General features: G+C 72.5%; 19 protein-coding genes and 1 pseudogene. 12 read left to right on the plus strand and 8 right to left on the minus strand.

The features are described from left to right. Positions 1-51 precede the first annotated feature (51 nt). The 6 genes from QT381_RS04320 to QT381_RS04345 all read left to right on the plus strand — a co-directional run bounded on the left by QT381_RS04320 (position 52) and on the right by QT381_RS04345 (position 6,829). Positions 52-282, plus strand: a complete 231-nt coding sequence (locus QT381_RS04320; protein ID WP_289247502.1) for a DUF3073 domain-containing protein — start codon at positions 52-54, stop codon at positions 280-282. Between the two features lie 66 nt (positions 283-348). Next, positions 349-1,470 (plus strand): ROK family protein, encoded by a 1,122-nt coding sequence (locus QT381_RS04325; RefSeq protein ID WP_289247503.1) that lies wholly within the window; start codon positions 349-351, stop codon positions 1,468-1,470. Positions 1,471-1,719: 249 nt separating this feature from the next. Continuing rightward, entirely contained in the window at positions 1,720-2,760 is a 1,041-nt protein-coding gene (locus QT381_RS04330; protein ID WP_289247504.1) for an ABC transporter substrate-binding protein, read from the plus strand. Then, on the plus strand, positions 2,757-3,560 hold the full coding sequence (locus QT381_RS04335) for an ABC transporter ATP-binding protein (RefSeq protein ID WP_289247505.1): 804 nt from the start codon (positions 2,757-2,759) through the stop codon (positions 3,558-3,560). Before QT381_RS04330 ends, QT381_RS04335 begins: the two co-directional genes overlap by 4 nt. Then, positions 3,557-5,146, plus strand: a complete 1,590-nt coding sequence (locus QT381_RS04340; RefSeq protein WP_289247506.1) for an ABC transporter permease — start codon at positions 3,557-3,559, stop codon at positions 5,144-5,146. The genes QT381_RS04335 and QT381_RS04340 overlap by 4 nt, the downstream gene beginning before the upstream one ends. A 39-nt stretch (positions 5,147-5,185) precedes the next feature. Beyond that, a complete protein-coding gene (locus tag QT381_RS04345) occupies positions 5,186-6,829 on the plus strand; it encodes a glycoside hydrolase family 13 protein (RefSeq protein ID WP_289247507.1) in 1,644 nt (547 codons plus the stop codon). Between the two features lie 5 nt (positions 6,830-6,834). On the opposite strand, the gene purM is transcribed toward QT381_RS04345, so the two are convergent. Together purM and QT381_RS04355 are read right to left on the minus strand one after the other, a co-directional pair. Further along, positions 6,835-7,950, minus strand: a complete 1,116-nt coding sequence (gene purM, locus QT381_RS04350; RefSeq protein ID WP_289247508.1) for a phosphoribosylformylglycinamidine cyclo-ligase — start codon at positions 7,948-7,950, stop codon at positions 6,835-6,837. Positions 7,951-7,960: 10 nt separating this feature from the next. After that, positions 7,961-8,800, minus strand: coding sequence for a helix-turn-helix transcriptional regulator (locus tag QT381_RS04355; RefSeq protein ID WP_289247509.1), 840 nt, complete (start codon positions 8,798-8,800; stop codon positions 7,961-7,963). Positions 8,801-8,902: 102 nt separating this feature from the next. Between QT381_RS04355 and QT381_RS04360 the strand changes: the two genes are divergently transcribed. After that, positions 8,903-9,661, plus strand: coding sequence for an SDR family NAD(P)-dependent oxidoreductase (locus QT381_RS04360; protein WP_289247510.1), 759 nt, complete (start codon positions 8,903-8,905; stop codon positions 9,659-9,661). Positions 9,662-9,757: 96 nt separating this feature from the next. Next, positions 9,758-11,215 (plus strand): amidophosphoribosyltransferase, encoded by a 1,458-nt coding sequence (purF, locus tag QT381_RS04365; protein ID WP_289247511.1) that lies wholly within the window; start codon positions 9,758-9,760, stop codon positions 11,213-11,215. A 130-nt stretch (positions 11,216-11,345) separates the two neighbouring features. Here the strand turns inward: purF and QT381_RS04370 are convergent, their stop codons facing one another. From QT381_RS04370 to QT381_RS04380, 3 genes are all read right to left on the minus strand, one after another. Further along, on the minus strand, positions 11,346-11,681 hold the full coding sequence (locus QT381_RS04370) for a hypothetical protein (RefSeq protein ID WP_289247512.1): 336 nt from the start codon (positions 11,679-11,681) through the stop codon (positions 11,346-11,348). A 73-nt stretch (positions 11,682-11,754) separates the two neighbouring features. After that, a complete protein-coding gene (locus QT381_RS04375; protein WP_289247513.1) occupies positions 11,755-12,135 on the minus strand; it encodes a sterol carrier family protein in 381 nt (126 codons plus the stop codon). A gap of 106 nt (positions 12,136-12,241) precedes the next feature. Next, positions 12,242-14,701 carry a phosphoketolase family protein gene (locus QT381_RS04380; protein ID WP_289247514.1) on the minus strand — a complete coding sequence of 820 codons (2,460 nt, stop codon included), beginning with the start codon at positions 14,699-14,701 and terminating at the stop codon, positions 12,242-12,244. A gap of 28 nt (positions 14,702-14,729) precedes the next feature. Between QT381_RS04380 and QT381_RS04385 the strand changes: the two genes are divergently transcribed. The 3 genes from QT381_RS04385 to QT381_RS04395 all read left to right on the plus strand — a co-directional run bounded on the left by QT381_RS04385 (position 14,730) and on the right by QT381_RS04395 (position 17,319). Then, on the plus strand, positions 14,730-15,113 hold the full coding sequence (locus QT381_RS04385) for a PIN domain-containing protein (protein WP_289247515.1): 384 nt from the start codon (positions 14,730-14,732) through the stop codon (positions 15,111-15,113). A gap of 74 nt (positions 15,114-15,187) precedes the next feature. After that, positions 15,188-16,471: a phosphoribosylamine--glycine ligase gene (gene purD, locus QT381_RS04390; RefSeq protein WP_289247516.1), complete on the plus strand. Its 1,284-nt coding sequence runs from the start codon at positions 15,188-15,190 to the stop codon at positions 16,469-16,471. Beyond that, positions 16,468-17,319 carry a phosphoribosylaminoimidazolesuccinocarboxamide synthase gene (locus QT381_RS04395; protein WP_289247517.1) on the plus strand — a complete coding sequence of 284 codons (852 nt, stop codon included), beginning with the start codon at positions 16,468-16,470 and terminating at the stop codon, positions 17,317-17,319. The genes purD and QT381_RS04395 overlap by 4 nt, the downstream gene beginning before the upstream one ends. Positions 17,320-17,636: 317 nt before the next feature. On the opposite strand, the gene QT381_RS04400 is transcribed toward QT381_RS04395, so the two are convergent. After that, complete coding sequence (locus tag QT381_RS04400) at positions 17,637-18,836, minus strand: MFS transporter (protein ID WP_289247518.1); 1,200 nt, start codon at positions 18,834-18,836, stop codon at positions 17,637-17,639. Between the two features lie 53 nt (positions 18,837-18,889). Between QT381_RS04400 and QT381_RS04405 the strand changes: the two genes are divergently transcribed. Next, a complete protein-coding gene (locus QT381_RS04405) occupies positions 18,890-19,204 on the plus strand; it encodes an ArsR/SmtB family transcription factor (protein WP_289247519.1) in 315 nt (104 codons plus the stop codon). A gap of 92 nt (positions 19,205-19,296) precedes the next feature. Here the strand turns inward: QT381_RS04405 and QT381_RS15795 are convergent, their stop codons facing one another. Together QT381_RS15795 and QT381_RS15800 are read right to left on the minus strand one after the other, a co-directional pair. Next, positions 19,297-20,184: an ATP-binding cassette domain-containing protein gene (locus tag QT381_RS15795; RefSeq protein ID WP_502877442.1), complete on the minus strand. Its 888-nt coding sequence runs from the start codon at positions 20,182-20,184 to the stop codon at positions 19,297-19,299. A 216-nt stretch (positions 20,185-20,400) separates the two neighbouring features. Then, a pseudogene (locus QT381_RS15800) lies at positions 20,401-20,901 on the minus strand (ATP-binding cassette domain-containing protein); the annotation flags it as partial. Positions 20,902-20,997 lie beyond the last annotated feature (96 nt).

Consider the following 20,997-nt stretch of genomic DNA (forward strand, 5'->3'; position numbering starts at 1 on the left):
GCCCGTCGCTCCCGCACAACGCCGGACCGCAACTCACGAGGGGGTCATCGCATGGGGCGAGGCCGTCAAAAGGCGAAGCACACCAAGGTCGCCCGGGAGCTGAAGTACTTCAGTCCCGACACGAACTATGGTGCCCTCGAAAAAGAGCTCGGCACGCCGGGCGGGTCGCACTCGGGCGAGTGGCCCGAGTACGAGGACCCGCACGCCGACGAGTACGACGACGACACGGATGAGGACGAGACCGAGTCGGACGACTCGGTTCCGGAGCACCGCACCGCGTAGCTCCTGTGCCACGACACCGGCGTGTCCGCCTAGGATGCCGCACGTGATGTTCCCTCCAGTGCGCCTGTGAAGTCCGCGGATACGGGTGCCGTCCGCGAGTTCAACGCCGCGTTGACGTTGCGCGCGCTGTTCGATTCGGATGCTCCGCTCACGAAGACACGCCTCCACGAGATCACGGGCCTCTCCCGTCGCACGCTCGATTTCATCCTCGCGGACCAGCTCGCCACCGGCTGGGCGCGGGAGGCCGTCGTCGCGAGCCCGACGGCCGGGGCAGGGCGACCGCCCCGCGGCTACGTCTTCCACGCGGCGAACACGCTCATCGCGGGCGTGCACATCGACCACCACGAGGTGCGCGCGGTCGTCGCCGACACTCGGGGCGAGGAACTCGGTGAATGCCGTCGCTCGGTGGCCAACTGGGCGAATCCGCGCCTCACGCTCGCCGAAGCCGCGGCGGCCCTGCACGCCGCGGCCGACGACGGCGGGGTGTCCATCGACGCCGTGCGAGCGGCCGGGATCGCGGTCGGCGGCGTGGTGGACGGGACCGGCCGCATCATCAGCACCTACGAGGGCCCCGGATGGGCGGGTGTCGATGTCGCGGGCGCCTTCGCGAGCCACATCGACGGAGCCGTCATCGTCGACAACGACGTGAACCTGGCCGCGATCGCCGAGCACTGGAAGGGCGCCGCAGCCGACCAATCCAGCTTCGTGTGGCTGCTCGCGGGCAGCCGCACCCGCGCCGGGATCGTGATCGACGGCCGGGCCTTCAGGGGCGCCAGGAGCGCGGCGGGCGAGAGCGTCGACGGCGACGGCTTCAACACGCGCGAGATGCGCCTGAACGAGATCGGCGGCCTGAGCTCGCCCGTCGCCGCGGAACGCGAGGCGGCGACCCTCGTGCTGCGGCGCGCTGAGTCGGGCGACAGCGCCGCGTTGCGCATCGTGGACGACTTCGCATCGTCGGCCAGCGTGCTCGTGCGCGCGCTCACCTGGGTCGTCGATCCGCCCCTCGTCGTGCTCGGCGGCGGCATCGAGCGCGCCGCGGCGCTGCTCGTGCCGCGCATCGAAGCCGCGTTCGCCGAGCGCGCACTTCCGCCGATCGAGATCCGCCCGTCGGCACTCGGCTGGGACGCTCCGCTGCTCGGCGCACTTCGGGTAGCGCAGGAGCACGCCAAGGGTGTGATCTTCGGCTGATCGCGCCATTATGCGCATGAGGTCGCATAACTGCGGCCCGCGGCGCGCCGGCCTCCCGGTCTCCGTCGGGCCCGTTGATTCGGGCCGCGTGTTTCCGCTACGTAACGAATGTCGCCCGTCTATTGCGGGCTAGTTAATTCAAACGTCCTGCGCAAAATTGGCCGCCAAGTCTCCCCTACAGTCCACATCGCGGGGCTGCACGCACCCGTACCCGATCCGGTCCAGCCGGCCGTTCCGTTGAGGAGACAGATGCCCTTCCACCCGTTCCGCGCGTCCGCGATCCGTCGCGGCGCCGTGGTCGCCCTTGCCGCGGCGACCGCGACCGCCCTGCTCGCGGGGTGTTCCTCGTCCGCCGACCCGACATCCGACGACTCGGCCGGGCCGATCGCCGTGAGCTATCAGACCTCGTGGCTTCCCAGCGTCGACTGGGCGGGGTCGTACCTCGCCGACGAGGACGGCTACTTCGCCGATCACGGCCTCGACGTCGACGTGCTCCCCGGCGGCCCGGACATCGCATCGGAGTCGCTCGTCGCCGCGGGCACCGCGACGATCGGCACGAGCGGCGCCGACAACGTGGCCCAGGCGAACGCGCAGGGCGCCGACCTCGTGATCGTCGGCGCCGACTTCCAGGCCAACCCCTTCGAGGTCACGTCGCTCGCGACCGCCCCGCTCGCCGAGCCGAGCGACATGGTGGGCAAGAAGATCGGCGTCGCGACCGGCAACACGGTGCCGTTCCAGGCCTTCCTCACGGCGAACGGCCTCTCCGACAAGGACCTGACGATCGTGCCGGTCGGCTTCGACCTCTCGCCGCTCACGAGCGGCGAGGTCGACGGCATCGTCTCGTTCACCAGCGGGCGCACGGTGACGCTCGCCGGCCAGGGCATCGACGCGGTCGGCATGCGGTTCCAGGACTTCGGAATGCCCATGCTCTCGCACGTGTACTTCACCACCCGGGACGAGCTGAAGAGCCACCGTGACTCGATCGTCGGCTTCATCGCCGCTCAGATTCAGGGTTGGGATGCCGCGATCGCCGACCCGCAGGCGGCCGTCGACCTCACGATGAAGAAGTACGGCACCGATCAGGGGCTCGATGCGACGACCCAGGCCGCGCAGCTGACGTTCGACATCGACTCCATGGCGACCCCGGACGACAAGATCATCTGGATGTCCGACGACGCGATCGCCGACTCCGTCGCCACCCTCTCGTCGCTGGGCATCGACGGCGTGTCCGCCGACCTCTTCGACAACTCGGTCGTCAAGGACGCCTACGCGGAGCTCGGCGACCAGTGAGCGCCACGACCGCCGCCGCCCCGATCGGCGGATCGGGCGAGGGCTTCCGCCTCACCGGGGTCACCAAGACCTACGGGCGGGCCACGGACCGGGTCGCGGCGGTCGATGGGATCGACCTCACGACGGGCCGGGGAACGTTCATCGCGCTCCTCGGCCCGTCCGGCTGCGGCAAGTCGACGCTGTTGCGCATGCTCGCCGACCTGGAAGAGCCGACGAGCGGCACCGTGAGCGTGAACGGCCTGCCGAGTGCCGATCTCCGACGCACCCACCAGATCGGCCTCGCGCTGCAGGACGCGTCGCTGTTCCCGTGGAAGTCGGTGCGCGACAACATCCGCCTTCCCCGCCAGCTCATGCACCTGAACATCCCCGAGTCGCGGGTCACGGAGCTCATCGACCTCGTCGGTCTCACCGGCTTCGAGAGGGCCCGGCCCGCGCAGCTGTCCGGCGGCATGCGTCAGCGGGTGGCGATCGCTCGCGCCCTCGTCACCGAGCCGAGCGTGCTCCTGCTCGACGAGCCGTTCGGCGCGCTCGACGAGATCACCCGCCGGCGGCTCAATCTCGAGCTGCAGCGCATCTGGACGGAGCGGCCGAGCACGACCCTGCTCGTGACCCACTCCGTGTCGGAGGCGGCGTTCCTCGCCGACCGCGTCATCGTCATGTCGCCTCGCCCCGGACGCATCGTCGCCGACGTGACCGTGCCCCTCCCGCGCCCGCGCGACGAGTCCGTTCTGCGCGCTCCCGAGTTCCACGCCCTGTGCGACGAGCTGTCGGCCGCGCTGCACCCCGGGGTGCCGGCGTGACCGCTACGAGTGTGGCGCGCATCCGCTCTCTGCCCGGCGCGGGGGTCGCCGTGCCGATCGCCGCCGCTGCCGCACTGCTCGTGCTGTGGCAGGTCGCGGCGGTCACGGTGCTCGCGGGGAAGGGCGTGATCGCGGCTCCCAGCGCGATCATCGGCGAGATCGCCGGGCGACCGGCCGTCTACGCGACGGCCATCGGCGCGACCGTGTCGATCGCCGCGATCGGCTGGCTCGCGGGCAATGCCCTCGCGATCGTGAGCGCGCTCGTCTTCGTGCAGTTCCGCGTCGCCGAGCGCCTGCTGCTCGGCGTCGCAGTCGCCCTGGTGTGCGTCCCGCTCGTCGCGATCATGCCCATCCTGCAGATCGCGTTCGATCCGACCACCACACGAATCGTGCTCGCGGCGATCGCCGCCTACTTCCCGACGCTCATCTCGACGATGGTCGGACTGCGGAGCGCGGACCCGAATCAGCTCACGATGTACTCGTCATGGGGCGCCTCGCGGTTGCAGGCACTGCTCGGCGTGCGCGTGCGCAACGCGCTGCCCGGACTGTTCGCGGGCCTGCAGGTCGCTGCACCAGCGGCGCTGCTCGGCGCGATCCTCGGCGAGTTCATCGGCGCCCGGGCCGGCCTCGGCACGCTCATCGTCACCGGCCTGTTCACGCTCGACCTCGATATGACCTGGGCCGTCGCCGTCATCACGACCGCGATCACGACCACGCTGTTCTGGGCGATCGGCGCGATCGGCCGCCGTCTCACCCCGTGGGCGTCCACGATGTCGACGGGCGCCCCTCCCACCGCCGCGGTCGGCGGCGGCGCGAGGCGCGCACTCGTCGGTCTGGCGTTCGCGCTGGCGTCCATCGCGCTCGTTCTCGCCGCCTGGTGGGGATTCATCGCGGGCTTCGGCCTGAGCCCGTTCTTCGCGAAGACCCCGCTCGACGTGCTCGACTACCTGTTCCGGTCGGCGGGTGCCGCCGACAACCGCGCGATCATCGCCGCTGGGCTGTGCACGACCCTCGTGCACACGTTCGTCGGCTACACCGTCGGACTGGTCGTCGGCATCGTCACGGCGATCGTGTTCGTGGCGACACCGCCCGTCGAGCGCGCCGCCCTGCCTGTGCTCATGATGCTGCGGTCCGTGCCGCTCCCCGTGCTGCTCCCGCTCGTCATCATCGCCTTCGGCCGCGGTCTCGCGGGCGTCGCCGTCATCACCGCGATCGTGACGTTCTTCCCGACGCTCGCGAACACCGCCGCCGGCCTGCACCGCACTCCGCCCGACGCCCTGCTGCTGGCTCGCAGCTACGCGGCCGGGCCGCTGTCCACGTTCTGGCGCGTCCGCCTACCGTTCGCGGTGCCGTCGATGCTCGCCTCGGCGCGGATCGCCGCCCCCGCCGCGGTCCTCGCGTCGACGCTCGCCGAGTGGCTCGCGACCGGCGACGGCCTCGGCCACCTCATGGTGTCCGCACGTGCGAGTCAGCTGTTCAGCCAGCTCTGGTCGGCCGCGGTCGTCCTGACCGTCGTCTCGGTCGTCTTCTACGCGATCGTCTCCCGCGCCGAGCGCACCGTGCTGGCGCGCTTCGGCGCCGCCTGAACGCCGACCCACCCTCCCTCGAATCGAAAGAGCACCACCATGTCCGCACCCTGGTGGCGGGATGCCGTCATCTACCAGATCTATCCCAGCTCGTTCGCCGACTCGACCGGCTCGGGGATCGGCGACCTGCCCGGCATCACCGCGCGGCTCGACGCGATCGCCGAACTCGGCGTCGACGGGATCTGGCTCTCGCCGTTCTACCCCTCGCCGCGCGACGACCACGGCTACGACGTCGCGGACTACTGCGACATCGACCCGGTCTTCGGCACGCTCGCCGACTTCTCGGCACTCGTCGATCGGACGCACGACCTCGGCCTCCGCCTCGTCATCGACATCGTCCCCAACCACACGTCGTCGTCGCATCGCTGGTTCCAGGACGCGCTCGCATCACCGCCGGGCAGCCCGGCGCGAGCCCGGTACTTCTTCCGCGACGGACGCGGCGAGCACGGCGAGCTGCCGCCCAACAACTGGCGATCGGCGTTCGGCGGCGGCGCGTGGACCCGCGTGATCGAAGCGGACGGCAGTGCCGGCCAGTGGTATCTGCACATGTTCGCGCCGAGCCAGCCCGACCTCGACTGGCGCAACGGCGAGGTCGCGGACGAGTTCGACCGCGTGTTCCGGTTCTGGCTCGACCGCGGAGTCGACGGCTTCCGCATCGACGTGGCGCACGGCATGATCAAGGCCGAGGGGTTGCCCGACGAGGTGTTCCGGGACGACACCATGGGTCTCAGCGAGCTCGACGCGTACCACCCCCCGCAGTGGGCGCAGCCCGAGGTGCACGACATCGTGCGTCGCTGGCGTCGCACCGTGGACGAGTATCCCGGGGACCGTCTGCTGTGCGCCGAGGCCTGGCTCAAGCCGATCGCGGCGCTCGCGCAGTGGGCTCGCCCGGACGAGATGCAGCACGCGTTCAACTTCCCCTATCTCACGACCCCGTGGTCGGCATCCGCTCTTCGCGACGTCGTCACGGAGACGCTCGCAGCGTTCGACGCCGTCGGGGCCGCCTCCACGTGGGTGCTCTCCAACCACGACCTCGTGCGCCACGCGACGCGCCTCGCGGTGCCGGGGCCGTTCGTCATGGGCGACGGCATCGGCCCGCGCTCGCCGAACCGCGGCCACGACCCCGCCGAAGGGCTGCGCCGCGCCCGCGCGGCGACCGCGATCATGCTCGCCCTCCCGGGCAGCGCCTACGTCTACCAGGGCGAGGAGCTCGGCCTGCCCGAGGTCATCGATCTGCCCGACGACGCGCGACAGGATCCGACGTTCTTCCGGTCGGGCGGCGCGAGCTACGGACGCGACGGATGCCGCGTGCCGATCCCCTGGGAGGCCGACGCCCCCGGCTACGGCTTCAGCCCGACCGGCGCGTCCTGGTTGCCGCAGCCCGCGGACTGGGCGCCGCACGCCCGCGACGTGCAGCGGGCAGAACCCGACTCGACGCTCCACCTGTACCGGCGACTGCTCGCGGAACGCCGCCGACGATCGCTCGGCACGGCGGAGTTGCGCTGGCTCGACAGCGGCGCGGACGTGCTGGCGTTCACCGTCGGCGCCGTGACCGTGATCGCGAACCTGGGCTCGTCGCCGGTGCCCCTGCCGAACGGTCGTGTGCTCGTGTCGAGCTCCCCCGGGGTCGACGCGGAGCTGCCGCCATCGACCGCGGTGTGGCTGGCGCCCCAGCCGGCGTAGGCGCCTCAGCCGGCGTAAGCGCCGACGAGGCGCACCGCGCCGCCGTCGACGCCCTTCGCTCCCTGCTCGAAGCCGACGAGGTCGCGCGCGGTCGTCGACACCGTTCCCGCGACCCACGCCGGGATGCCGTCGAGCGCGAGCTTCGAGACGATCCCGTCGACCGCGTGCGGGGCGACGACCGCGATCATGCCGATGCCGAGGTTCCAGGTGCCCTCGGCATCCGTCAGCGCCATGCCGCCGAGGCTCGCGAGCACGCGGAACACGGGGCTCGGCGACCACGACGACCGGTCGAGCTCCGCCCACGAGCCGACGGGCAGCACGCGTGCGAGGTTCGCGGCGATGCCGCCGCCGGTCACGTGGGACAGCGCGTGCACCGCGCCGCCGAGCTGCGGGTCGCTGAGCAGGCGCAGCAGCGGGGCGGTGTAGAGCCGGGTGGGCTCGAGCAGCACCTCGCCGACCACGCCGCCGAGCTCCGCGGACGTGTCGCGGTAGCCGAGGCCGCGCTGGGCGAGGATGTGCCGCACGAGCGAGTAGCCGTTCGAGTGCAGCCCCGAGGAACCGAGGGCGACCACGACGTCGCCGTCCGCGACGCGGTCCGGGCCGAGCACCGCATCCGCTTCGACCGCGCCGACCGCGGCGCCCGCGACGTCGTAGTCGTCGGGACCGAGCAGGCCCGGGTGCTCGGCGGTCTCGCCGCCGACGAGCGCGGTGCGCGTCTCGGCACAGGCCCGCGCGATGCCCGCGACGATGTCGGCGATCCGCTCGGGCACGACCTTGCCGCACGCGATGTAGTCGGTCATGAACAGGGGCCTCGCGCCGACCACGACGATGTCGTCGACGACCATGCCGACGAGGTCCTGGCCGATCGTGTCGTGCTTGTCGAGCGCCTGGGCGATCGCGACCTTCGTGCCCACGCCGTCCGTCGACGTCGCGAGGAGCGGGCGGCGGTACGCCCGGAGGGCGCTCGCGTCGAAGAGTCCCGCGAAGCCGCCGACACCGCCGAGCACCTCGGGGCCGTGCGTGCGCCCCACCGCCGACTTCATGAGCTCGACCGCGAGGTCGCCGGCCGCGGTGTCGACCCCGGCATCCGTGTACGGGTTGGCCGGCGGGTTCGCGTTCACGGCGTCCACGCTAGCGGCTGAGCGCCTGCGTGCCGATGACGGCGAGGAGCGCGAGCTTCTCGGCATCCGTCGTCCCCGGCCTGGCGGTGAACACGAGCAGACGCTGCTGCGTCTCGGTGTCGAGGAGCGTCTGGCAGTCGAGCGTCATGATGCCGACCTCCGGATGCTGCAGCCGCTTGGAGAGCGGGTGCTTCTCCGCCACGTCCTGCCGCGCCCACAGTGTCGCGAACTCGGGCGAGCGCGCGAGCAGATCTCCCACGATCTCGCCCGCGCGCGAGGAGCGGCCGGAGCGGGCGTAGACGGACCGGAGCTGGGCGACGAAGGTCGCGCCGCGCTCGTCGTGATCGTCCTCGGGATAGACCTCGCGCGACACCGGGTCGGAGAACCAGGCGTGCACCGTCGAGCGCCCGAGCCCCGCGATCCGCGTGCGATCGCCGAACAGGCTGCGGGCGAGCGGCGTCTGCACGAGCACCTCCCCGAGCTCGGACATCACCTGCGCCGGCGAGTCGACGAGTCGATCGAGGATGCGGAGCATGCCCGGCGAGACGTGGTCCGAGACGCCGAGCCGCTCGGGAGCGGGGTGCCCCGCGAGCCGGAACAGGTGGTCGCGCTCGGCGGCGTCCAGCCGCAGTGCTCGCGCGAGCGCCGAGAGCATCTGGTCGGAGGGCTGCGAGCCGCGCGCCTGCTCGAGCCGGTTGAGGTAGTCGGTCGACATGCCCGCGAGCGCGGCGACCTCCTCGCGCCGCAGCCCACTCGTGCGGCGGCGCGGTCCGCGCGGCAGCCCGACGTCCTCCGGCCGCAGCGCCTCGCGGCGCGCGCGGAGGAAGGCGGCGAGTTCGGGGCGATCCACGCTGCCTATGCTCCGCGCCGCCCGCGCCCGGATCAAGGGAGCGGCGCTCCCCCGATGCGCGCGGCCTGGATGCGCTGCTCGCCGGCGCGCATCGTGGCGGGCATGACCACCATCACCCTCATCACCGGCGGGTCCCGCGGACTCGGCCGCGCATCCGCCCTCGCCCTCGCCGACGCCGGCACGGATGTCGTGCTCACGTACGTCTCGAACGGCGACGCCGCGGCATCCGTCGTCGCCGAGATCGAGGCGCGCGGACGCCGTGCCGTCGCCCTGCCCCTCGACACCACCGCGCCGGAGACGTTCCCGGCGTTCGCGGATGCCCTCCGCGCCGCGCTGTCCGCGACCTGGGGACGCCCCGACCTCGACGCCCTCTTCATGAACGCGGGCTACGCGGGCGACACGACGTTCGGCTCGATCGAGCGCGCCGACATCGACCGGCTCGTCGCCGTGCACTTCACCGGCGTCGTGCTGCTCACGCAGCAGCTCGCCGGCCTGCTCGCCGACGGCGGCCGCATCCTCAACGTCTCGACGGGACTCACGCGCAACCCCGCCAACCCGGCGTACTCGGTGTACGCGGCCGTGAAGACCGCCGTCGAGACGTGGAGCCTCTACCTCGCGAGGCAGCTCGGCGCCCGGCGCATCGCCGTGAACACGATCGCGCCCGGCGCGACCGCGACCGACTTCGCGGGCGGCGGCATCCGCGACAGCGAGGCGTACCGCGGCATGCTGCTGCCGACCGTGGCGATGGGCCGGATCGGCGAGCCCGAGGACATCGGCGCGGCCGTCGCCGCGATCCTCGACCCGCGGATGGCGTGGGTCACCGGCCAACGCATCGAGGCCTCCGGCGGCCAGCGCCTCTGACCCCCGGCGTCAGCCAGCGGGGCGGGTACCCGTGTGCGAGACTGAGACGTACCCGCTGCGGGTACGTCCCCCACTTCTCGGAGAAGCACCCTCCCCATGTGCGGCATCGTCGGCATCGTCTCCACTCAGCCGGCCAATCAGCAGGTCTACGACGCCCTCACCCTCCTGCAGCACCGCGGTCAGGACTCGACCGGCATCGCGACCGCCGAGGGCTCGATGTTCCACGAGCACAAGGTCAAGGGTCAGGTGCGCGAGGCGTACCGCACCCGCGACATGCGCTCGCTGCTCGGCACCATGGGCCTCGGCCACGTGCGCTACGCGACCCGCGGCGACGCCTCGAAGGAGCAGGAGGCGCAGCCGTTCTACGTGAACGCGCCCTACGGCATCGTGCTCGTGCACAACGGCAACCTCACGAACACCCGCGAGCTCACCAAGGAGCTCTTCGAGATCGACCGCCGCCACCTCAACACGAACAGCGACACCGAGCTGCTCGTCAACGTGCTCGCCCATGAGCTGCAGGCGCAGGTGCGCGGCACCGACCTCGACCCCGACCAGGTGTTCGACGCCGTCGCCCGCGTGCACGAGCGCGTCGAGGGCTCCTACGCGTCGATCGCGATGATCGCCGGACACGGGCTGCTCGCCTTCCGGGACCCGTACGGCATCCGTCCGCTCATCCTCGGCCGTCGACCCGCCGGCTTCGCCGGCTTCGACTGGGTCGTCGCGTCCGAGTCGCTCGTGCTCGAGGCGGGCGGCTACGAGGTCGTGCGCGACGTCGCCCCCGGCGAGGCGATCTTCATCACGCAGGGCGGGGAGATGTTCTCGCGCCAGTGCGCACCGCATCCGCGCCTCATCCCGTGCTCGTTCGAGTACGTCTACCTCGCGCGCCCTGACAGCATCATGAACGGCATCAGCGTCTATGACGCGCGCCTGCGCCTCGGCGACCGGCTCGCCGACACGATCGCGGAGTACACCCCCCGCGGCGACATCGACGTCGTCATGCCGATCCCCGACTCGTCGCGTCCCGCCGCGATGCAGGTGGCGCAGAAGCTCGGCGTGGAGTACCGCGAGGGTTTCTACAAGAACCGCTACGTCGGCCGCACGTTCATCATGCCCGGCCAGGAGCAGCGCACGAAGAGCGTCAAGCAGAAGCTCAACGCGATGGGCAGCGAGTTCCGCGGCAAGAACGTGCTCATCGTCGACGACTCGATCGTGCGCGGCACCACCTCGAAGGAGATCGTGCAGATGGCTCGGGACGCCGGAGCCAACAAGGTCACGTTCACGAGCGCCGCGCCGCCGGTGCGCTTCCCGCACGTGTACGGCATCAACATGCCGACCCGCCGTGAGCTCGTCGCCGCCGGCCGCAAGATCCCCGAGATCGCGACCGAGCTCGGCGCCGACTACCTGATCTACCAGGAGATCGCGGACATGAAGGACGCGATCCTCGAGGGCTCCGCGATCACCGACCTCGAGATGAGCTGCTTCGACGGGAACTACGTCACCGGATCGGTCACGCCCGAGTACCTCGCCTGGGTCGAGGCGAACCAGCTCAGCTGAGCGCACACCGCGGCGGCGCGTCATCGCGCGTCGTTCAGAACTCCTGAGAGAACGGCGCGGCGCGTCCGCGTGGGCCCCGACGCGCAGACCCCGCCGCGATTTCTCCGGAGTTCTGAGCGGGGCGGCGGCGTCAGTCCTCGAGCTCGCCCTCGAGCGGGGCAGCCTCCGTCGTCGCGCGCTCGGCGGCGACGGTGCGGGCGCGGCGGCCGGTGACGCGGTCCACGATGATCGCCACGACCGCGCCGACGACGACGCCCGCCGGGATGCCGAAGCACGAGAAGTAGGCGAGCAGCGGGAAGAAGCCGACCGTCTCGTCCGCCGGGAAGAGGCTCGTGAGCACGAGCGTCACGAGGAAGCCGAGCACTCCGCCCACGACGATGAACGCCCCGTACCTCGGCGCGCGCCGCACGCGCACCTCGTCGGTCGAGACGGTGGTCGGGCGCTCGGCGCCGTCGGAAGAGCTCACCCGTCCATTCTCGCCTGCTTCGCTCGCTCGCACCTCTCGCTCGCGGAACGCCTGCGTCACCGGAACACCGGCGTCACCGGGACGCCTGCATCACCGGGACGAACGACCCGAGGTCGGCGCGGGTGCCGGATGCCGCGACCGTCCCGCCGGCGAGCGCGGCGTCCCAGTCCAGGCCGCCGGTCGCGAGGGCGAGCCAGGTGGCGGCATCCGTCTCGACGACGTTCGGCGGGGTGCCGCGGGTGTGGCGCGGCCCCTCGATCGCCTGCACGGCGCCGTACGGCGGCACTCGCACCTCGACGGAGTTTCCGCGGTGCAGCTCGCCGAGCAGCTGCAGGGTGTAGCGCACGGCCATCGCCGTCGTGTCGCGCGGCGCGCTCGTGCCGGCGGCGTGGGCGCCGAGCGCGGCGACCACGGCATCCCGCCCGTCGACGTCGGGGATGCGCGCGCGTGCCACGCCCCCACGGTACGCGCGGTGCCGTGCGGCGCGGATGAGTGGTCGCGATCGGCCGCCGTCCGGCGTCGAGCGGTCCCCATGGGGACCGCCCGGCGGCAGGGCGGCGTCAGGCGTTGTCGCCGCCCGTGTCCGCGCGGCCCGGCCGCACGCCGTCGCCGCCCCACACCCAGCCCGCGACCTCGGGGATGTCCTCGCCGTGCTCGCGCGTGTACTGCCGGGCGCGCACGCGGGCGTCCGCGAACTCCTGGCGCACGCCCGCGTACCGCGCCGCGAGGCCCGGCACCCGGTCGATGACGTCCATGGCGAGGCGGTAGCGGTCGATGTCGTTGAGCATGACCATGTCGAACGGCGTCGTCGTGGTGCCCTCGTCCTTGAACCCGCGCACGTGCAGGTTGGGGTGCCCGGCGCGCTTGTAGGTGAGCCGGTGGATGAGCCACGGGTAGCCGTGGTAGGCGAACACGACCGGCTTGTCGCTCGTGAAGATCGCGTCGAACTCCGCGTCGGCGAGCCCGTGCGGGTGCTCGCCGGCGCTCTCGAGGCGCATCAGGTCGACGACGTTCACCACGCGCACCGAGAGCTCGGGGATGTAGGTCCGGAGCAGGGATGCCGCGGCCAGCGTCTCCATGGTCGGCACGTCGCCGGCGCACGCGAGCACCGCATCCGGCTCCTCGCCCTCGACCTCGGTGCCCGCCCAGGGCAGGATGCCGAGCCCGCGCGTGCAGTGCTCGATCGCCTGCTGCATGGTGAGCCACTGCGGCGCCGGCTGCTTGCCCGCGACGACGACGTTGACGTAGTCGGTGGAGCGCAGCACGTGGTCGTAGGTCGAGAGCAGGGTGTTGGCGTCGAACGGCAGGTAGACCCGCACGACCTCGGGCCGCTTGTTGACGACGTGGTCGATGAAGCCCGGGTCCTGGTGGCTCGCGCCGTTGTGATCCTGCCGCCAGACGTGCGAGCTCAGCAGGTAGTTGAGGGATGAGATGGGTGCGCGCCACGGCAGCTCCCGCGTCGTGTGCAGCCACTTCGCGTGCTGGTTGACCATCGAGTCGACGATGTGGATGAACGCCTCGTACGACGTGAACAGGCCGTGGCGGCCGGTGAGAAGGTAGCCCTCGAGCCAGCCCTCGCACTGGTGCTCGCTGAGCACCTCCATCACCCGGCCGATGCGGGACAGGTGGTTGTCGACGTCGATCGGGAGGTCGGCGGCGTCCCAGCGCTTGCCGGTCACCTCGTAGACCGCCTGCAGGCGGTTCGACGCCGTCTCGTCGGGCCCGAACAGCCGGAACGTCGTCGGGTTGAGGCGGATGACGTCACGCAGCCAGGCGCCGAGCACGGCCGTCGACTCGGCGTTGTGCGCGCCCGGCTCGGTCACCTCGACCGCGTATTCCCGGAAGTCGGGGAGGCGCAGCGGGGTGCGCAGCAGGCCGCCGTTCGCGATCGGGTTGGCGCTCATCCGCCGGTCGCCGTCCGGGGCGATCTCGACGGTCTCGGCCCGCGGCGCCCCGGCGTCGTCGAACAGCTCCTCGGGGCGGTACGACCGTAGCCAGTGCTCGAGGATGTCCCGGTGCGCCTCGCTCTCCCGGGCGCCGTCGAGCGGCACCTGGTGGCTGCGCCAGTTGTTCTCGGTCGGCTTGCCGTCGACCTCCCGCGGGCCCGTCCAGCCCTTCGGGGTGCGCAGGATGATCATCGGATAGGCGGGACGGTCGGTCGCGCCGGCCGCGGCATCCGCCTTGATCTGCGCGATCCGGTCGAACACCGCATCGAGCGTCTCGGCCATGCGCGCGTGCACGAGCATCGGGTCCTCGCCGTCGAAGCCGCCGGCCACGACGAACGGCTCGTAGCCGTAACCGCGCATGAGCTCGAGCAGCTCGCTCTCCGGGATGCGCGCGAGCACGGTCGGGTTGGCGATCTTGTACCCGTTGAGGTGCAGGATCGGCAGCACGATGCCATCCGTCGCGGGGTCGACGAACTTGTTCGAGTGCCAGGCCGTCGCGAGCGGGCCGGTCTCGGCCTCGCCGTCGCCGATGACGCACGTCACGACGAGGTCGGGGTTGTCGAACGCGGCGCCGTAGGCGTGGCTGAGCGCGTAGCCGAGCTCGCCGCCCTCGTGGATCGACCCGGGCGTCTCGGGCGCAGCGTGCGACGGGATGCCGCCGGGGAACGAGAACTGGCGGAACAGCCGCGTCAGTCCCTGCTCGCTGCGGTCGACATCCGAGTAGATCTCGCTGTAGGTGCCGTCCAGGTAGGCGGATGCGACCACGCCCGGCCCGCCGTGGCCGGGGCCCGCGACGAAGATCGAGTTCACGTCGCGCTCGCGGATGATGCGGTTCATGTGCGCGTAGATGAAGTTGAGCCCGGGCGTCGTGCCCCAGTGCCCGAGCAGGCGGGGCTTCACGTGCTCCGCGACGAGCGGCTCGCGCAGCAGCGGGTTGTCGAGCAGGTAGATCTGCCCGACGGAGAGGTAGTTGGCGGCGCGCCACCAGCGGTCGACGGCGTCGAGTGGCGCGGCCGCGCCGTGGTCGGCGGCGGGAGCGGATGCGGTTCGGGGGTCGGCAGCGATCGTGCTCATGCTGCGAGTCAACTCCCCCGGCCGGGGGATGGATAGGGACCTTCGCCCTATCGGGTCGATTCTGCCCTTCCAGGAGAGCGAATCCGCCGCGGCCCTCGCGCACCTCGCCCAGAGCGCGGATCGGCGGCTGGTGTCGTCGTGGCTGCTGCATACCGAGCTGCACTGCGCGACCGGCCGCCGCGGCGGGCTGGGAGCGGAGAGCCTCGCGGCCGTGCTCGCCGCGATCGACCTGGCCGACGTCATCCGCGGCGACCTGATCGCCGCCGGGACCCACGCGCCGTTGCGGGCGAACGACGCGATCCACCTGGCCGTGGCGCTGCGCCTGGGCGCGGACGAGATCGTCACCTACGACGCCGAGCTCGCGGATGCCGCCGCCCGCGCCGGCCTTCGCGTGTCCGCTCCCGGCGGCTGAGCGCATCCGTCGCCCCGGGCCTGGTCGCCGGGCGCCGCGACCCCGCGCTCCGGGCGCTCGGCTACCCTGTAGCGGTGCGCATCCTCGTCCTCGGATCGGGCGCGCGGGAGCACGCCATCGTCACCGCCCTGCTGAGGGAGCGGACGGATGACGGCAGTCCCGTGCACGAGATCACCGCAGCCCCCGGCAACGCCGGCATCGCCCAGGATGTCGCGACCGTGAAGCTCGACGCCTCGAACCCGTCGATCGTGCGGGACTACGCGCGCGACTACGAGGTCGACCTCGTGGTCATCGGCCCCGAGGCGCCGCTCGTCGCGGGCGTCGCGGACAAGCTGCGCGCCGTCGGCATCCCGGTCTTCGGCCCCGACCGCGCGGCCGCCCAGCTCGAGGGATCGAAGGCATTCGCGAAGCGGATCATGGACGCCGCGAACGTGCCGACCGGGCGGGCCGTGCGCGCGACCACGATCGACGAGGCCGTCGCCGCGATCGACGCGTTCGGCGCCCCCTACGTCGTCAAGGCCGACGGGCTCGCCGCCGGCAAGGGCGTCGCCGTGACCGCCGACCGCCGGCACGCGATCGACCACGCGACGTACTGGCTCCAGTACGCGCCGGTGCTCGTCGAGGAGTTCCTCGAGGGGCCGGAGGTGAGCCTCTTCCTGCTCAGCGACGGCCAGGTCGTCGTGCCGCTCAGCCCCGCGCAGGACTTCAAGCGCGTCGGCGACGGCGACACCGGTCCGAACACGGGCGGCATGGGCGCGTACTCGCCGCTGCCCTGGCTCGACCAGCTCGGGCTCGACGGCGACTTCGTCGACACCGTGATCGACACGATCGCGCAGCCCACCATCCGTCAGCTCGCCGCCGAGGGCACGCCGTTCATCGGTCTGCTCTACTGCGGGCTCATCGTCACGCGCACGGGCGTCAAGGTCATCGAGTTCAACGCGCGCTTCGGCGACCCCGAGACGCAGGTCGTGCTTCCCCGTCTCGAGACGCCGCTCGCCGCGCTGCTCCACGCCGCCGCGACGGGCGGCCTGGGGCGGCTGCCGTACCCGCGCTTCACGACCGACACCGCCGTGACGGTCGTGCTCGCGAGCGAGGGCTACCCCGAGGAGCCCGCCACGGGCCGCACCATCTTCGGCCTCGACGAGGCCGCGGCCGTGCGCGGCGTCACGATCGCGCACGCCGCGACCGCGCGCGTCGACGACCGCCTGGTCGCGACCGGCGGGCGCGTGCTCAGCGTCGTCGCGACCGGCGCCGACGTGCACGAGGCGCGCGAGCGCGCGTACGAGGCGATCGGCCGCATCCGTCTCGAGGGCGCGCACTACCGCACCGACATCGCGGCCGCGGCGGACCGCTCGTGACCGTCGTGATCCCGGGCTGGGAGCACGTCTACTCGGGCAAGGTGCGGGACCTGTACCGATCGGATGCCGCTCCCGGCCAGGTGCTCATGGTCGCGAGCGACCGGGTGAGCGCGTTCGACCACGTGCTCGAGCCCGGCATCCCGGACAAGGGCGTGCTGCTCACGACGCTCAGCCGCTGGTGGTTCGACCGGCTCGGGGTGCCCGACCACCTCGTGCAGCCGCAGGTCGTGCCCGCCGAGGTCGAGGGACGGGCGATGCTCGTGCAGGAGCTCGACATGCACCCGATCGAGGCGGTCGTGCGCGGCTACCTCGCCGGGAGCGGCTGGAAGGAGTACCGCGCGACGCGGACGGTGTGCGGCATCCCGCTGCCCGCTGGACTCGCCGACGGCGACCGGCTGCCCGAGCCGATCTACACCCCGGCGTGGAAGGCCCCGCAGGGCGAGCACGACGAGAACATCCCGTTCGAGCGCACCGTCGAGCTCGTCGGCGCCGAGACCGCGGCGGCGATCCGGGACGCCGCCCTCGACGTCTTCGCGCGCGCGTCCGCGATCGCCGAGGAGCGGGGCGTCATCCTCGCCGACACGAAGTTCGAGTTCGGAACGGATGCCGCGGGCACCCTCGTGCTCGCCGACGAGGTGCTCACGAGCGACTCGTCGCGCTACTGGGACGCGGTCGAGTACGCGGCCGGACGCCGGGGGCAGAGCTTCGACAAGCAGATCGTGCGCGACTGGCTCGCCGCGAACTGGGACGGGCGCGGCGCGCCCCCCGAGCTGCCTGCGGACGTCGTCGAGCGCACGGCGGCGCGCTACCGCGAGCTCATCGACCGCCTCACCCGGCGCGACGGCTGAGCGCGGGGGGTCGGGTCGGGTCGGTTCCGCTCGGTCCGGCCCGGCCCCGCCCGGTCCGGCCCGACCCCGCGCGGTCCGGCCCGACCCCGCGCGGTCCTGAGATCCCCGGCGCCCATGTCGGAAATGCAGGAGACCTCGTCAGGGGCGTTCCGGAGTTCGCGAGTATTGCTGGGTCGAGTGACGCCGGCGCTGACATAACGTGCGCGGCATCCTGCATTTGCGACATTGGCCGCGCTGGCACGCCGGCCGCACCCCGCGCCACGCACGCCCGCCCGCACCCGGCACTCACCCCGCACGCGGCACGCCGGCCGACCGGGTCAGGCGGGTTCGGTCGCGGGGACGCGCGGGCGGCGGGCGTAGGCGAACTGGAACGCGATGATCGCGAGCGCCGTGACCACCGCGGCGGCGACCGGGATCCGCTGCGCACCGAGCGCGCCCTGGACGGCGGCGCCGAGCGGCGGCGCGAGCGCGATGCCCGCGTACATCGCGGTCGTGAACCACGAGATCGCGATGCCCGACGTGGGCGGATCGATCGCGACGAGCCGGTGCTGCACGGGCACGACGGAGCCGAACGCGCTCAGCCCCCACAGCACGAAGAGCACGGCGGTGAACAGGAACGAGCCGCTCGCGAGCGGGATGAGCAGGAGCACCACGATCTCCGCGCCGAGAGCGGATGTCGCCACGACCCGGTTGCCGACGCGGTCGGTGAGGGGTCCCGAGAGCGCGTTGCCGACCACGCCGGCGATGCCGTAGCAGAGCAGCAGTCCCGCGAGGAGCGTGCCGTCGCCGCCGGTCGTGCCGCTCGTGACGGCCGAGCTGAAGATGTAGACGATGTTGAATCCCGCGGTGAGCAGCACGTTGGCGACGAGAGCGGCGATGAGGCGCGGCTCGCGCAACGGCGCGAGCCGCGCCGACCAGCCCGCCACGAGGGGCACCGGGATGTCGCGCACCCGCCACAGGATGAGGAGCGCCGTGACGACGCCGATGCCGACCACGATGAGGAGCGGCGTTCGCCATCCCGCGATCGACCCGAGCGCGGTGCCGAGCGGCGACCCGAGCGCCGTCGCGAGGCTGAAGCCGACCGCGACGAACCCGATCGCCCGGCCGCGCTGCTCGGGGCGCGCGATCGCCGCCGCGGCCGCGGTCGCCGCGGGCACGAGGGCGGCTCCGCCGACACCGGCCAGGATGCGGCCCAGCACGAACACGACGAGGGTCGGCGCGAGCGCCGCCAGGAGGCCGCCCAGGGCGAACACGAACAGCCCGCCGGCCATGAGCACGGTGCGGGACAGGCGCGGAAGCAGCATCGCGATCGCCGGGGCGCCGACCGCGACGACGAGCGAGTACCAGGTGATCGCGTAGCTGACCTGGCCGGGCGTCGCATCCAGGTGCCGCGCGATGTCGGGCAGCAGTCCCGCGATGATGAACGCGTTGGTGCCGACCGTGAACAGACCGATCGCGAGGATCGACAGCGGCGGGTAGATCGAGCCGCGGGAGTATGATGGTTCGACGTTCGTCATACCGTCACGATAACACGGTTCGACGCACATCGAACCATTGAAATCGTGATGCCATGACCGACGACTATCCCGCCCCCGCAGCCGACGACATCGAGCTCGTCGAGGTGCTCCGCGCGCTCGGCGACCCGATCCGCCTCGAGATCGTGCGCAAGCTCGCCGACGGCGAGCGACACTGCAAGACCACGGAGGAGTGGGACCTCGGCGTGCAGAAGTCGACGCTCTCGCACCACCTGCGCACGCTGCGCGAGTCGGGCGTGACCCTCACGATCGTCGACGGCCGCATCCACTGGCTGCAGCTGCGCCGCGCCGACCTCGACGCGCGCTTCCCGGGACTGCTCGACGGCGTGCTGACCGGGGTCGGCGACTAGCGAACGGCACACGCGCACGCCACGCCCGGCCGCCACACGCGGCCGCCACGCCCGGCCACAACGCCGCACGCCGCACGCCCCGCGCCCGCGCCTCACTGCGGATCGGGCGACTCGTCCGATCCGTCGGGCTCCGGTTCCGGGGGCGGCGCGAGGCCGTGCTCGCGCGTGAGCTCGACGCGCCGGTGCACGCCGAGCCGGTCGAGGAACCCGTCGTCGTGGCTCACCACGACGAGCGCGCCGCGGTAGCCGGCGAGCGCCTCGACGAGGCGGTCGACGCTCGCGAGGTCGAGGTTGTTCGTCGGCTCGTCGAGCAGCAGCAGCTGCGGCGGCGGGTCCGCGAGCAGCACGCGCGCGAGCGCGACGCGCAGTCGCTCCCCGCCGCTCAGCGTCGCCACGCGCTGCTCCACCGCGCGAGACCGCAGCAGGAAGCGCGCGAGCGCGGCGCGCACCTCGCCGGGTGCGGCATCCGTTCCGGCCCGCACAGCGTCGAGCACCGTCGTCTCGTCGTCGAGGTCGTCGAGCCGCTGGCGCAGGTAGCCCCGCTCGGCGATGACGCGCGCGACGTCGCCGCGGGCGACGCGCTCGAGCAGGGTCGTCTTGCCGACGCCGTTGTCCCCGACGATCGCGACGCGCTCGGGCCCGACGATCTCGAGCCGCCCGCGCTCGCCGTCGTCGACCTCGAGCACCCGGCGCCCGCCCGGCACGGCCGTGCCGGGCAGGTCGATGCGGATGACGTCGTCCTCCCGCACGGCGGCGTCGGCCTCGTCGAGAGCGGCCTGGGCTCCGGCCACCCGGTCGTCGAGCAGACCGCGCATGCGCCCGGCGCTGCCCTCCGCGGCGTTCGCCCGCGCGTTCGCGAGGATCCTCGGCAGCGAGTCGGCGGCCTTCCGCCCGGCGCGGTCCCGCCGGGCGATCTTCGTCTCCGCCTCGAGGCGCTGGCGCTTCTCGACGCGCAGGTCGTGCTCGGCGGAGCGCACCATCCGCTCGGCGGTCTCCTGCTCGGCCGCGATCACGGCCTCGTACCGCGAGTACGGCCCGCCGACGAAACGCAGCCGGTCGCGGTAGAGCTCGGCCGTCGTGTCGACCCGTTCGAGCAGCTCGCGGTCGTGGCTGACCACGAGGAGCGTGCCGCGCCAATCGCCGACGGCGTCGTGCAGCACGCTGCGGGCGCGGCGGTCGAGGTCGTTCGTCGGCTCGTCGAGCAGGGTCACGTCGGCGCGCGCGAGACGGATGCCGGCGAGCGCCGCGAGCATCGTCTCGCCCCCCGAGAGGGTCGACACCGGTCGCGCGAGGTCGGCGACGCGCACGCCGACCGCGTCGAGCTCCGCCGCGGCACGGTCGGCGATGTCCCAGTCGTCCCCGATGGCCTCGAACACGGCCTCGCTCGCGTCCCCCGCCTCGAGCGCGGCGAGCGCGTCGAGCGCCGGGCGGACGCCGAGCAGGTCGGCGACCGTGGCATCCGTTCGCAGGGCGAGGCCCTGGCGCAGGTAGGCGACCCGGCCGGGGACGGCGATCGAGCCGCCGGTGGGGGTGAGCTCGCCCGCGATGAGGCGCAGCAGGGTCGACTTGCCGGCGCCGTTGCGGCCGACGAGCGCCGTGCGCCCGCGGCCGAACGTGGCGGTGACGCCGTCGAGCACGGGCGCGCCGTCGGGCCAGGCGAAGCGGACGTCGACGAGGGTGATGGGGGTGGACGGCATGACGGACCTCGGGATTCAGCGGGATGCGCTGACGGAGGCTCGAAGGGTCGCTCGGACGTCAGCGCGTGGGCGCGGAGACGGAGCTGGTCTTCACCG

The organism is Galbitalea sp. SE-J8 (genome assembly GCF_030345695.1).
Classification (GTDB): domain Bacteria; phylum Actinomycetota; class Actinomycetes; order Actinomycetales; family Microbacteriaceae; genus JAUASV01.

Bases quoted from the DNA above. Each gene is read 5' to 3' on its own strand.
- QT381_RS04320 (WP_289247502.1), top strand. From the start codon at position 52: ATGGGGCGAGGCCGTCAAAAGGCGAAGCACACCAAGGTCGCCCGGGAG.
- QT381_RS04330 (WP_289247504.1), top strand. From the start codon at position 1,720: ATGCCCTTCCACCCGTTCCGCGCGTCCGCGATCCGTCGCGGCGCCGTG.
- QT381_RS04345 (WP_289247507.1), top strand. From the start codon at position 5,186: ATGTCCGCACCCTGGTGGCGGGATGCCGTCATCTACCAGATCTATCCC.
- QT381_RS04360 (WP_289247510.1), top strand. From the start codon at position 8,903: ATGACCACCATCACCCTCATCACCGGCGGGTCCCGCGGACTCGGCCGC.
- purF (WP_289247511.1), top strand. From the start codon at position 9,758: ATGTGCGGCATCGTCGGCATCGTCTCCACTCAGCCGGCCAATCAGCAG.
- QT381_RS04380 (WP_289247514.1), bottom strand. From the start codon at position 14,701: ATGAGCACGATCGCTGCCGACCCCCGAACCGCATCCGCTCCCGCCGCC.
- QT381_RS04385 (WP_289247515.1), top strand. From the start codon at position 14,730: ATGGATAGGGACCTTCGCCCTATCGGGTCGATTCTGCCCTTCCAGGAG.
- QT381_RS04400 (WP_289247518.1), bottom strand. From the start codon at position 18,836: ATGACGAACGTCGAACCATCATACTCCCGCGGCTCGATCTACCCGCCG.
- QT381_RS04405 (WP_289247519.1), top strand. From the start codon at position 18,890: ATGACCGACGACTATCCCGCCCCCGCAGCCGACGACATCGAGCTCGTC.
- QT381_RS15795 (WP_502877442.1), bottom strand. From the start codon at position 20,184: ATGGTGCGCTCCGCCGAGCACGACCTGCGCGTCGAGAAGCGCCAGCGC.